Raw genomic sequence first — 12,188 nt, 5'->3', positions numbered from 1 at the left:
GTCGTACCCCGACGCCTTCGCCCAATCGCCCGCCGAGCCAACGCGGCGGAAATTGTCGTAATCGTCATAGCCGCCGGTGGGCGGCGCCTTGCCTTCGCCCTTGTAGCCGGTCTGCCCGCCCAGCCAGGCGATGTTGGCGAGCCGGAATGCGCCGTAGTGGAACCAGTCGTCCCCCATCCAGCCGTCGATCATCGGGCTTTCCGGCGCCGCCACCTTCAGCGCAGGGTGCGGGTTCAGAAGCGCCATCACCACCGTGAAGCCTTCGTAGGACGATCCGATCATCCCCACGCGGCCGTTCGACTCCGGCAGGTTCGACTTGTTCACCAGCCAGTCGATCGTGTCGTAGGCGTCGGTCACATGATCGACCTTGGTCGGATTAAGCGGGCCGATCACGGGCCGAGTCACCACATAATCGCCCTCGGAGCCGTATTTGCCGCGCACGTCCTGATAGACGCGGATGTAGCCCGCCTTCACGAACGCCTCGTCCGCCAGCGGAAGCGTCGAAAGGATGCGCGGGCTGTCCATCCGCTTCGCCCGCCCCTCGGCGTTGTAGGGCGTCCGCGTCAGCACGATCGGCGCGTTCGTGATCCCCTTCGGATAGACGATCACCGTGTAGAGCTTCGTCCCGTCGCGCATCGGCATCATCACTTCGCGCTTCACATAGTCCCGGTTCGCGGTCGGGGGCGTGAAGGCTGCCGGCACGTCCCCGCCCACTGGAGCCGTCTGCTGCTGCGCCGGCGACGCCGCCGAAAACGCGAGGGAGGCGAGGAAAGCGAGCTTCAGCTTCATGGCAATGAACTCCGGGCGGGGCAGGGTGTGCGGCCAGACTTAGGACGAACGGGCGCGCATGCGCAACGCAGGTGTCTCGGCTGCGCCTTTCCGGCAGAGCACCTTCACCGTGACGCTCTGATCGCCTCCCGCTCCACGCGTTTGATCCAGTCGCTCTTGCAGTCGGTGTAAGCGTGGCTGTCCTGGGGGTGGAGCGCGGCGCAGCGCAGCTTTTCCTGCTCGTAGAGGGCCGCGATTTCCGGATTGGCACGCAGATGGTCGCGAAAGGCCAGGTGGCGGCGGATGGCCGGGTCCCCCTCGGCGTAAAAGTGCAGCTGCACGCGCCGCTCCCCCGTCGCCGGATCGCTCAGCGTACAGTAGCGTCGCCCGGCAAGACCATATTCGCCGTGCCAGGCATAGCCGAGCGTTTCCAGCGCCGGCCTTGCGGCCTCCAGCGCATCGAGCCTGCTCGCCACCCCCAGCAGGTCGATCACCGGCTTGGCGGCGATACCGGGGATCGAAGTGGACCCCATATGATGGATCTCAATCACCGCCGCCCCTGCGGCCTCATGCACGCGCACGGCTTCCTCATGAGCAAGCTCTGCCCAGCGGCGGTCGTGCGGCACGAGCCTGACGGGGAAGGGCGGCGGCATGTCTCAGCGGATGCAGCGCGCGGCCTTGGCCCAGTCGGTGAGGTTCTTCTTGTCCGTCGCCCGGCCGAGGCACCATTGGACGCGCGCCTGGCTGGGCCGCGGGTTGAGGGTGATCGCCTTCAGGAACTGCTGCACGCCGGCCCGCTGCTTCTGGATGCAGCTTTGCCGCTGCTTGCAGAATGTGGATGTCCGGGCCGAAACCGGATCCGCGACCTGAGCCGGCGCTGCCGAAGCTCCGAGGGCGAGGACAAGAACGCTTCCAACCAGGCGAATAGACACGGTCCCGGGACCCTCCCCACCGACGGCCTCAACTGCTTAGCTATTTCGGGCAGCGTCTTCCAGCCATTGCGGCCTTCCTGCGAGCGGCACCTCGGTCGTTCGGCGGGCAGCACAGAAAGGCGCATGACGCCGCCGCGCACGCCCGCTAATCCGGCCCCATGAAGATCGTCACCTATAATTTGAACGGCATCCGCGCCCGGCTGCCGCGGCTGATCGAATATCTGGACGAGCAGAAGCCCGACGCGCTCTGCCTCCAGGAGATCAAGTGCGCCGACGATGCCTTCCCGATCGAGGACATCCGCGCCGCCGGCTATGACGGCGTCTGGCACGGGCAGAAGGGGTTCAACGGGGTCGCGATCCTCACTCCCGCCGGCGCTGCTCCGCCCGTGCTCCGCCGCACCGGTCTTCCCGGCGATCCGGACGACACCCACAGCCGCTATATCGAGGCAGAGGTGGCGGGCGTCGTGATCGGCTCCATCTACCTTCCCAACGGCAATCCCGTCGGCACCGAGAAGTTCGATTACAAGCTCGCCTGGATGGAGCGGCTGCGCGAGCATGCGCGAGGCCTCTTCGCTGAGGAGCTTCCGGTCGTGCTCGCCGGCGACTGGAACGTCATTCCCACCGACAGCCCCGACGACGTCTTCTCGGTGCGCGCGATGGCGCACGACGCGCTGATGCAGCCGGAAAGCCGCGCCGCCTTCCGCCGCATCCTCCACCAGGGATGGACCGACGCGATCCGCACCCGCCACCCGGAAGGCGCCGTCTACACCTTCTGGGATTATACCGCCGGCTGCTGGCAGCGTGACGCCGGCTTCCGCATCGATCACCTGCTGCTGAGCCCGCAGGCGGCCGACCGGCTGCTCGATGCCGGCGTCGACAAGAGCTACCGCGGCCGCGAAAAAGCCTCCGACCACGCCCCCACCTGGGTCACACTCGCCGATTGAGTCTAGAAGGCCGTCACTCCGGCATCAGAGCGAAGCAGCGGACCTCCGGCGGAAGCGACACCCAGTCCGGCTTCTCGCGCGCGAAGATCGCCACGCTTGGCTCGAACAGCGAAGGATCGTCGAGCGAGCCCGCATAGATCGTATGCTGCTCGTCGAGGCCGACGCGCCCGCCGAACACCAGGCCGCCGCATTCGGTGCAGAAGTTCCGAACCGCCTCGCTCCCCCGAAGCGCGGTGCAGCGCACCTCGCGCGACGTGCCGCTGAAGCTCAGGTCCGCGCCCGAAAAGCCCATGAACGGGATGAACCCCGATCCCGAGGACTTCCGGCAGTCGGTGCAGAAGCAATAGCCGGCGAAGAGCGGCTCGCCCGTTGCCTCGTAGCGCAGCTGCCCGCACCGGCACCCACCCGAATAGACACGGCTTCCCGCCACCGGCGCCTCCCTCTGGTCGCCGGAGCAGCCTGCACCAGTCCGCCGCCGCTTTCCATGCCGGTTGTCATCCGCCCGCAAATGGTGGAGCTTCGGCCCGCTTCGTGGAGGGATGAGGATGGGCAATCGGCTGGTTCTTGCAGCGCTGCTTCTGCTGGCCGGGTGCGGCGACAGCGGCTCCGTGGCGGAAAATCAGTCCGCCGCTCGACAGGCTCCTGGGGAGCAGGTGCTGGGCTCCGAGACCGTCCAGGGCGTGTTCACCGGCTGGGACAAGGGCGACTATGTCTGGGCGCGGATCAAGGTCGACGGGCGGGAGGAGTTCGGCGCCTGGTCCGGCCCGTCGCCGATCGATCTCTTCCTCGACACGCATCTCGGCAAGCCTGTGACCCTGACGATCGAGACGGTGCGCACGGACGTGCCCGAGGCGGGCGGAATGACCGAGATCAAGCGCATCGCCGCCGCCAGCCAAGGCACCCAGACGGCTGAGGCCTGGTGGGACTCGCTGTCGCCCGAACAGCGCCAGGACGCCCGGATCGGCCTCGCCGGATCGCTCGAGCCCGCGCCTCCCGCGCCGGCCCGCTAGCCGCGGCTCAGTTGGTCTCCGGGGCCGGGGACCAGTCTCCGGGGCCGTTCCGCACCATCGCGACGCCGCATTTCTTGCAGATGCTGACGAACTGCCCGTCCGGCCCCTGCCTGGCCCGGCTCCGCGATCGCACATGCTCGCACGGGCCGGTGTCCTCTTCCTCGCCGGCAAGGCCGATCTTACGCGGCGAGTTCACCAGCTTCCGCCTCTGCCTCCGCTCGTGCTTGAGGTAGAAAGTGATCGCGATCGGAATGGCCACGAACAGGACGAGCGCGATCAGGATCGTCAGCAGGAACTGATCCGCCGAGATCGGGCTCAACCGCGCAACCATCTCAATCATCGGATCGCTTCTTCCCCCGCCGAATGCGCCGGCCGCCCCGTCCTTTCCACCTATTGGTGCGCCGCACAAGACGGCACATCTGCTCAGCGGGGTTGCAGGCCTCAACGCGCCATCGATCCCGTGCCGCTTGCGAAACGGCTTTTCGAGGCGCATGCTGTTCGGCCTCACCATCAATGGGAGAGGCAAGATGCGCAAAGCTTTGTTGCTGGCCGCGCTCGCGGGAATGTCGTGGAGCGCCGCATCCGTCGCATCGGCGGATTACTTCCTCGAGATCAAGGGGATTGCTCCTTCGTCGGGCTCCGGGCCCCTCTACCTCAAGGTAAGAAGCACCGGCGACCTCGACGGCGACGGACTTCCCGACGATGCGGTGCTGAGGATCACCTGCGCCGCAGGGAAAATCGCCGCCTCCCATCTTGCCGCCCTGCCGCGCGATGCTGCGAGCGGGCAGGCGAGCGGCAAGCGGATGCACCAGCCGGCCACCTTCGTGAAGGAATGGGGGCCGTCGAGCCCACAGCTGATGGCGTACAAACCCGGCTACGACCTCAAGTCCAACACGAAGGCGAGGATGGCGGCGGGCTCGGACGGCTGGACTTCGGTCACCCTGTCCGGCGTCGACGGGCTCTGTCCTGCTGCTGAAGCCGCGGCGAAAGCCACCAAGTCGCGGTCGAACATCCAGAACAACTGATCCTCGGGTGCTAACTGCGGATGTGCGCACCCCGCTTGTTGCGGGGCGGCGAAGATATCGTCATGCCGCCCTCATGGTGCGCACATCCTTCCGCGTCGTCGCTGCGGCGGCTTTCTTCGTCAATTTGCCGCCGGCCCATTCCGCCCCGGCGCCGCCCCGCGCCGCGTCCGTCCCGATCGAGATCGGCAGAAGCCACAAGCTCCGATCCACGCCGCTGGGGGAGGAGCGCACGATCAACGTCGTCCTTCCGGCAAGCTACGGCAAGGAGAAGGGCCGACGCTATCCGGTGCTCTATCTCATCGACGGCGGCATCGGGCAGGACCTGCTCCACGTCGCGGGGGTGGTTCAGCTAGGGGCGCTCTGGGGCCGATCGGCCGAGGCGATCGTCGTCGGCATCGAGACCAGGGACCGGAGGCGGGAGCTCGTCGGCCTCACCAGGGATCCGGAGCTCCTGAAGCGCTATCCCACCGTCGGCGCATCCGCCAAATTCCGCGACTTCATCCGCACCGAGGTGAAGCCGCTGGTCGAACGTTCCTACCGCACCAGCGGCCGCGAGGCGGTCCTCGGCGAATCGCTTGCGGGGCTGTTCGTCACCGAGACCTACCTCGTGGAGCCGTCGCTGTTCGATGCCTATGCGGCGGTCGATCCCAGCCTCTGGTGGGACAAGGAAGCTCTGTCGCTCACCGCAGCGTCCCGCCTCGGCCTGCCGCAACAGGATCGGCCGCTGTTCCTCGCCTTCGCGAAGGAGCAGTCGGAGGAGCCCGCCGCCGCCCGCCGGCTCCTGTCGGCGCTTCGCCAGAAAGCGCTAACCGTCTGCGCGGCAGCCCGCCCCGATCTCACCCATGCGACCATCTACCAGCAAGTGATGCCGCAGGCCGTGCAATATCTGCTCCCGCCTCCAGAAGCCCCGCCGCCCGCTTACGGCTTCAACCTGGATTGTGCCGGCAAGCTCTGAGGTGGCGCCGGGCCGGAGCCCGGCGGCACCCCATGATCGCCGTCAGAAGCGGACGGTGAAGTCCGCGACCGCGCGCTCGTCCCGATAGTCCGAACGGCCGACATTCTTCTCGATGCCGAAGCCGAGGGCCATGTCGCCGCGGTCGAGGCTGAACCCGCCCCTGACCTCGGCCCACCTCTTGTCGCCGTTGGCGAGCGGAAGCTCGAACGCATATTCGGGCGCGGCCGCGAAGGCGACGGTCAGGCCCGCGTCGGCGCCCGACAGGTTCTGGACGAGGTCCGCGTTGAGCTTCGGAGTCAGCTTCCAGCCGCCGCCGAGCGCGGTCGAGCCGTTGAGCGCGAAGCCGAACCTGCCCTCGAGCTGCTTCACCTTCACGCTGTCGAGCTGGAGCGCAAGCTCGCCCCCCGCTTCGCGATAGCCGCCGAAGGCAGCCGACGTGAAGCGAAGCGCGGTCCTGGGAGTCAACGTCAGGCCGCGCGCAACTTCCAGGTTCACGCCGGCTTCGGCCTGTACGTTGTAGCGCGACGATTTGGTTGCGCCCGAAAGGTTCACGCTCTCCATGCCGGTGCTCGCGGTGCGGCGCATGTCGGAACGGCTGTAGGTCGCCGCCGCAAGCCATCCGAGATAGACGCCGCCGTCGAACCGGTAGGCGCCGTAGAACGCCGCCTGGGTCGAGCGCGAGCTGGATTGGGATGCGCTCCCTTGAAGGGCGCTATGTCCCCTCGCCACTCCGAACGCGGTTCCGAACGTCAGACCCGTATCGAGCCGGCGTTCGAGGCCCATCCCGACGTGGGAGATCTGCTGGCCGGAATAGCGGCTTGCAGCGCCGACCGTCGCAGCGCCGGTTGCGCTCACGCCGCCGGAGATGAACCCGCTGAAGCCGGCCGGCAGCCTCATCCCGCCGCGGTTCGTCGCGCTTGCGGCAAGGCTCCGCTGCGCCATTTGCGGCGCCGAGCCTTCGCCCGAGCTGATCGCAAGCGCCGAACCCGGCGATCCGACCAGGCTGAGGCTGTTGCCGGTGCCGGGCGTGCCGAGCATCGACAGCCGGTCGCCGAGCGTGTTCAGCATCAGCATGCTCTGCCGGTCCTGCATCGACCGCGTCTCGCTCGCGATGTCAGGCGTGAGCCCGCTGAGCGTCGCGTTGAGAGCGGCAGGGTCCATCAGATCGACGGCGCCGTACAGGCCCGAGAGGCTGTTGTACGACGTCAGCCTGGCCTTATCGAGCGTTTGGGCAAAGGCAGTCACGCTTGTGGTGGTCGGGACGAGGCTGGCCTGGGTGACCAGACTTCCGGCCTCGAACGTCACCTGCGCCGAATTGGCCTGGTAGCTGAGCCGCGGCGTCAGCACTCCGAGGTTATAGCCGAGCGCGTTCCCGAACCGCCCCTGGATCCCGCCTTCCGCGGTGGCGAAGGTGGCGGTCTGCCCGGCGCGGACGATGTTCGCACTGTTCCGGGTGAACGCCGCCGTGCCGTTGGAAAGCGTGAGGATGCCGTCTGTGGAGTTGGTCGAGCTCCTCGTTACGGCCAGCTTGTCGGCCGTTCCCTGGACGATGTCGATCGCCAGCACGGATCCGCTAGCGAGGATCACGTTGCCCGCAACTGTGAGCGTGCCCGGGGTCGCCTGGTAGGCGGTCAGCATGTTGTTCTGAGTCAGAAGCTGGCCTGGAGCAACGGTGCCGGCAACCACGGTGAGATAGGGCGTCGTGAACTTGCCCGTCCCGCCGAGGACCCCGGTCAGCATGAAGGCCTCGCCGGTCTTCATGGTGCCCTTGATCTCGGTCGTCCCCGTTATGTGGTTATAGTCGTCAAGGACGGTGAGCGCGCCCTGGACGTTGAGGCGCGTTCCTGCACCCGCCATCGCCAGCCGGTCGATGGTGACGCTGGAGCCGAGGTTGAGGGTGGTCGTGCCGGCCGCGGCCAGCGTGACGTCGAAATAGCGGCCGATGGCGCCGGTGGCCCGCACCGGATCCACGTTGTTCGGCACGAAGTTCCGCGCGCCCGGAAGGCCGTTGGCGATCGTCGCGGCGGGCAGGGGCGGCGAAACGACCGAAATTTGCGACTCGGGGCTGGCGATCAGAAGGTCGCCGCGCCCGGTGACACCGATGGACGAGTCGATGCCGGTCCCGATCGGCTTGTTCTCGAGCGTGATCTGGCCTGTCGCGGTATTGAGGCACTCGCTGGTGGTGAGGGTCTGGAAGCAGGCCTCGCCGAAATCGCCGCCGGTGCCGTTCTTGCCAAGACCGGGGGTTGTGGGAACGCCGTTCACCACCTGGCCGTTCGAGTTGATGATCATGTAATTGGGGTCGAGCGTCGTTACCCAATTCTCGGCGCTGGTCCAGGAACGGTCGCCGGCAACGTTGGTGACGTAGCGGTACGGGTTGTTCTCGGCGATCCAGTCCCAGTAGAGGAAAAGCGGCTGGTAGAATGAGACGGTTCCATACCCGTATGCCGGCTGCCCGTTGTAGAAGCGGGTGTAGCCGCCCGAGAGCACGCCCGCAGTCAGCCTTCCGCTGCCGAAATTCTGGAGGACCAGCGGCCCGCCCGAATCGCCTGGGGCCGTGATGCCCTCTTTGGTGCCGCGCGCATTATCGCGGAACGCGTTGAAGTCGTACGGACTTGCGCCCTGTTGCCCGCGCAGAGGGTCGTCGAAATCGAGGAAGTAGAGGTTCTGGGTCGGGCTGCTCGAAGAGCCGTAGAGGAACGTCTCGAACGTCTTCAGATCGGTGAATGCGCCGAGCACGTTTTCGGCGATACGGCGCCTGAAATCGGTGCCTCCGGTCGCCCCGATCGTCGCATTGCCGTTGGCGCCGTAGCCGGCGATCTGCACGTTGTAGCCGGTCCCGCCTGCCCCGGGGGACGTCGCCGGCAGCTGCGAGAAGAGCATCGCCCAGACCGGAATGTCGGCGGCATGGGTGTCGAGCGTCGCCGTCGCCACGTCCGCGTAGAGGAAGCCCCGGGCCGCGGTTTCCGTCGACTGCGCGTTGTAGCGGACCTGGTTGACGTTGTAGATGAACATGCCCGGGTCGGACTTGAACTGCATCGGGTTTGCAGCCCCGCCGGAGACCGTGGGAAAGAGCCAGCTCCGGAGGGCCGGGAGGTTGTCGGCAGAGAAGCCGACGCTGATCCCGGTGCCGCCGGAGCCTGCGCCGTAGGCAGTGGCCGCCCGCGAGTTCACGCAATGCGCCGCGAAGATCACGGTGCGGGGATTGATGAGCGTGCCGGTGCACAGGCCGACGCTGCCGCCGCCATTGTCGGTGACCACCTGGCCGACGCCGGTGATCCCGCTGTCCCTCGCGGTCGTCGCCGTCCCCGGGTTCGCGATCACGATCTGCGGTTCCGGAGAAGGAGCGGTGCCCTGGATCGGTGCGCTGCCTGACAGTGGGACGGGAGCTCCTGCCGGCATCGGAAGCGCCTGCGCGAACGCGGTTTGCGCCGGACCGAAGAGAGCCGCGGCTGCGGTCGCAGACATGAGTGCACGCCGCAACGCGGCGCAGTAGCGCTGATCTTGCATTATTTTCCCCCCGTTTTCCCGGCCGGCGCATGCCTTGCAGCACATCGCCCCCGAGTCGCTCCACGCCCCGTGGAGGGAATAGAGTAGTGGAGGGGGGACAATAGTAAAGCGATGATTTGGGACATGAATTTACTTCCGGGACTTGAGTGGAAGTACCTCCTTTGGGCCGTGTCGCGGGTCGCCGGTTGTCATGTTCCCGTCTCTTTCCGCTCTGCCGTCGCTCGGCTATGCGGCAATTCGCTGGCAACAAGGGATTGATGAGGCGCGATGCAGACCGTCTGGGAAATGTGGACCGAGGGCCTCACCGCCGCCTATTGCGACCAGCTGATCGCCCGCGGCAAGCAATTGCCGGCGATGGAGGCGGCGATCGGGCAGCGCGAGGACGGCTCGAAGATGCCCGAGGTGCGGCGGTCGATCGTCCGCTGGCTCGATATCGACGGTGCCGATCAGGGCGTCCTCGCCACCATCATGTATTTCGCCAAGCGCGCCAACCGCCAGAGCTTCGGCTTCGATCTGACGGAGCCGGTGGAGGTCCAGTTCACCGAATATCACGGCACCAACAACGGGGTCTATCACTGGCATTCCGATCTCACGATCGCGAACGTCGTATGGCAGGACCGGAAGCTCTCCTTCATCGCCCAGTTGTCGGATCCTTCCGATTATGAGGGCGGGGACCTCGAATTCTTCGGCTACGCCTCGCCCGGGCCCGATTTCAAGAAGAAGGGCTCCGTCATCATCTTCCCCTCCTTCCTCCAGCACCGGGTGACTCCGGTCACCTCCGGCATCCGGCATTCGCTCGTGTCGTGGGTCGAGGGGCCGAGGTTCAGATAGGAGCGTAAAACGCGCGCCGCTCAGAGCGGCTTTTCGTAGATCCGGTAGACCTTGTTGATGTGCGATTCGATCGTCTCGGCGATCGAGCGCATCCCGACATTGTCGTCCAGGATCCAGCCGATCTCGCTCCGCGACGCGCCGTAATGCGCAACCGCGTCCCGGCGGGTGAATTCGATCATCATGAAGGCGAGCTGGCTTGCGAGCCGCGTCGATTGCAGCCGCTTGACGACACCCATCAAGGGCACCCGCATCGTCCTCACCTTCGGATTGCGGAGCCGCCACAGCAGCTTCGCCCAGCCGAACGGGAACAGGCGGCCGTTCAGGTCGCGCGTGAACTCGTTGAGGTCGGGAAGCGTGATCATGAACGCCACCGGCTCACCGTCCACCTCGGCGACGCGGATCAAATCCTCGAACACGATCGGCTTCAGCTTCTTGCCGGCATAGGCGATCTCGTCGTCCGACAGCGGGATGAAGCCCCAATTGTCGGACCACGCATCGTTGAGGATGCCGAGGATCAGTGCCGCTTCCTCGTCGAACCGGCTCTTGTCCACCTTCCGGATCACGATCCGCGGGTTGCGCTCGCCCGACGCGACGATCCGCTGGATGAGCGGCGGCAGCTCGCTCCTGATGTCGAGGTCGTAGGTGTAGAGCTCCTTGACGCCCTTATGGCCCGCCGCCTCCACCCATTGCTGGTAGATGGGCTTGTTGTGCCCCATCATCACCGTCGGCGGATGATCGAAGCCCTGCACGAGCAGCCCCGGCTCGTCCCAGATCGAGATGCTGTACGGCCCCTGGGCGACCTTCATCCGGCGTCCGCGGAGGAAGTCCTCGGCGCGTGCGATCAGCTCGGCTGCAACTTCCGCGTCGGCCGCCTCGAACATGCCCCACTGGCCGACGCCTTCGCCGACATGTTCGAGCACTTCGCGGTCGACCTGGGCCGAGATCCGCCCCACCGGCTCGCCGTTCCGTTCGGCGAGGAAGAAGCGCGCCTCGGCATGGCCGAACCAGGGGTTGGTGCGCGGGTCGATGAGGCCGTGCACCTCGGTCTTGAGCGGCGGGATCCAGTTCGGATCGTCGCGGTTGAGCGTGAAGGCGAGGTCCACGAACGCCTTCCGGTCGCTCGCCTCCTCGACCGGGCGGATGGTGATTTCCGAACTCATCCCGCCACTCTAGCCGCTGCCTCGACGCGAAGTCGAGTGCGCGAGCCAGGCGTCACCCAAACGCGCCCACCGCCATCCACACCGCCATCGCGATCATCATCAGATTCTCGGTCAGCGACACGAAGCCCAGCGGCACGTTGCTCGATCCGCCGACGCACGCGCATTTGAGCTCGCGCCGGTCGACGTAGACCGCCTTGAACACCGAAACCACGCCGACCGTCCCGATGAACAGCGCGATCGGCACCGACAGCCATGTCGCGACGCCCGCCACCATCAGCACGCCCGCAAGCCCCTCCGCGAACGGATAGACGTAGCCATAGGGCACCCACCTCTTGGCGAGCAGGTCGTAGTTGAGGAACATGGTCGCGAAGGTCTCGACATTCTGGAGCTTCAGAAGCGCGAGCACGATCATCGAGAAGCCGACGAACCACTCGCCCGCGCGCATCGTCAGCGCGCTCCCCGTCGCCGCATGGCTGGCCGCGAGCGCCATCAGCGCAGTCATCGCGAACAGCGCGATCACCGGCCGGTAGCTGGTCGCCTTCGGGTCCGCGACGCGCTTGCCGAGGAACCGCCGGAGATCGTCATAGCCGCCGATGCGCTCGCCGCCGATGAAGACCTGCGGAGTCGTCGCCACCCCGTGCAGCGCCTTGAACGCATCCGTCTCCTGGCGCGTGGTGAGGTGATGGTCTTCGACCTCGTAGCCGGCCCGCTCCAGCAAGTGCCTGGCCTTCAGCCCATAGGGGCAGATGTGGTGCGGCATCACCATCCGGTGCAGCACCGCCTTTTTGGAAGCCTTCGGGTGATTGGACATATCCGACATTTCACGTCTCCTTGCGATCGTGCCGGCACCTATATAGGGTCCGTACCATGGTACGGAGTCAAGAGCCCAAATCGCTGACCATCGGCCGCCTCGCCGCGGGCGGAGGCGTGGGCGTCGAGACCGTCCGTTTCTACCAGCGCAAGGGCCTCATCGAGACTCCAACGCGCGAGGCCGGCATTCGCCGCTACGGCGCCGCGGACCTCCGCCGCCTCCGCTTCATCAGGCAGGCGCAG

General features: G+C 66.6%; 14 protein-coding genes. 6 read left to right on the top strand and 8 right to left on the bottom strand.

Annotated features, from left to right (window positions below; genetic code table 11):
* The 3 genes from VF662_RS12655 to VF662_RS12645 all read right to left on the bottom strand — a co-directional run.
* On the bottom strand, nucleotides 1-789 hold a 789-nt coding region (locus VF662_RS12655), incomplete at its 3' end, for a CocE/NonD family hydrolase (protein ID WP_464141761.1).
* Between the two features lie 104 nt (nucleotides 790-893).
* The gene (locus tag VF662_RS12650) at nucleotides 894-1,421 is read right to left on the bottom strand and encodes a GrpB family protein (protein WP_464141757.1); all 528 of its coding nucleotides are present in this window, start codon (nucleotides 1,419-1,421) and stop codon (nucleotides 894-896) included.
* 3 nt (nucleotides 1,422-1,424) lie between these two features.
* The gene (locus VF662_RS12645) at nucleotides 1,425-1,556 is read right to left on the bottom strand and encodes a hypothetical protein (protein WP_464141755.1); all 132 of its coding nucleotides are present in this window, start codon (nucleotides 1,554-1,556) and stop codon (nucleotides 1,425-1,427) included.
* A 302-nt stretch (nucleotides 1,557-1,858) separates the two neighbouring features.
* Here VF662_RS12645 and xth point away from each other — a divergent pair, with 302 nt between their 5' ends.
* Nucleotides 1,859-2,644, top strand: a complete 786-nt coding sequence (xth, locus tag VF662_RS12640; RefSeq protein WP_464141753.1) for an exodeoxyribonuclease III — start codon at nucleotides 1,859-1,861, stop codon at nucleotides 2,642-2,644.
* Nucleotides 2,645-2,657: 13 nt separating this feature from the next.
* Here the strand turns inward: xth and VF662_RS12635 are convergent, their stop codons facing one another.
* A complete protein-coding gene (locus VF662_RS12635; protein ID WP_464141750.1) occupies nucleotides 2,658-3,074 on the bottom strand; it encodes a GFA family protein in 417 nt (138 codons plus the stop codon).
* Between the two features lie 109 nt (nucleotides 3,075-3,183).
* On the opposite strand from VF662_RS12635, the gene VF662_RS12630 reads away from it, so the two are divergent.
* On the top strand, nucleotides 3,184-3,654 hold the full coding sequence (locus tag VF662_RS12630) for a hypothetical protein (protein WP_464141748.1): 471 nt from the start codon (nucleotides 3,184-3,186) through the stop codon (nucleotides 3,652-3,654).
* Between the two features lie 7 nt (nucleotides 3,655-3,661).
* On the opposite strand, the gene VF662_RS12625 is transcribed toward VF662_RS12630, so the two are convergent.
* Nucleotides 3,662-3,994, bottom strand: a complete 333-nt coding sequence (locus VF662_RS12625; RefSeq protein WP_464141746.1) for a hypothetical protein — start codon at nucleotides 3,992-3,994, stop codon at nucleotides 3,662-3,664.
* A 187-nt stretch (nucleotides 3,995-4,181) separates the two neighbouring features.
* Between VF662_RS12625 and VF662_RS12620 the strand changes: the two genes are divergently transcribed.
* Nucleotides 4,182-4,679 carry a hypothetical protein gene (locus VF662_RS12620; protein WP_464141744.1) on the top strand — a complete coding sequence of 166 codons (498 nt, stop codon included), beginning with the start codon at nucleotides 4,182-4,184 and terminating at the stop codon, nucleotides 4,677-4,679.
* Between the two features lie 73 nt (nucleotides 4,680-4,752).
* Nucleotides 4,753-5,634 carry an alpha/beta hydrolase gene (locus VF662_RS12615; RefSeq protein WP_464141742.1) on the top strand — a complete coding sequence of 294 codons (882 nt, stop codon included), beginning with the start codon at nucleotides 4,753-4,755 and terminating at the stop codon, nucleotides 5,632-5,634.
* 42 nt (nucleotides 5,635-5,676) lie between these two features.
* Here the strand turns inward: VF662_RS12615 and VF662_RS12610 are convergent, their stop codons facing one another.
* On the bottom strand, nucleotides 5,677-9,102 hold the full coding sequence (locus VF662_RS12610) for an autotransporter domain-containing protein (RefSeq protein WP_464141740.1): 3,426 nt from the start codon (nucleotides 9,100-9,102) through the stop codon (nucleotides 5,677-5,679).
* Between the two features lie 309 nt (nucleotides 9,103-9,411).
* On the opposite strand from VF662_RS12610, the gene VF662_RS12605 reads away from it, so the two are divergent.
* Entirely contained in the window at nucleotides 9,412-9,975 is a 564-nt protein-coding gene (locus VF662_RS12605) for a 2OG-Fe(II) oxygenase (RefSeq protein ID WP_464141738.1), read from the top strand.
* A 20-nt stretch (nucleotides 9,976-9,995) separates the two neighbouring features.
* Here VF662_RS12605 and VF662_RS12600 read toward each other — a convergent pair whose 3' ends face one another.
* Nucleotides 9,996-11,135, bottom strand: a complete 1,140-nt coding sequence (locus VF662_RS12600) for an N-acetyltransferase (RefSeq protein ID WP_464141736.1) — start codon at nucleotides 11,133-11,135, stop codon at nucleotides 9,996-9,998.
* Nucleotides 11,136-11,187: 52 nt separating this feature from the next.
* Complete coding sequence (locus VF662_RS12595) at nucleotides 11,188-11,955, bottom strand: MauE/DoxX family redox-associated membrane protein (protein ID WP_464141734.1); 768 nt, start codon at nucleotides 11,953-11,955, stop codon at nucleotides 11,188-11,190.
* Between the two features lie 47 nt (nucleotides 11,956-12,002).
* Between VF662_RS12595 and VF662_RS12590 the strand changes: the two genes are divergently transcribed.
* Nucleotides 12,003-12,188, top strand: a 186-nt coding sequence (locus VF662_RS12590) for a MerR family transcriptional regulator (protein ID WP_464141731.1), incomplete at its 3' end; no start/stop codon positions are given.

Origin of the sequence: Allosphingosinicella sp., from assembly GCF_036387215.1 — a bacterium.
Classification (GTDB): Bacteria; Pseudomonadota; Alphaproteobacteria; order Sphingomonadales; family Sphingomonadaceae; genus Allosphingosinicella.
This window is presented reverse-complemented; position numbering and strand designations above follow the sequence as displayed.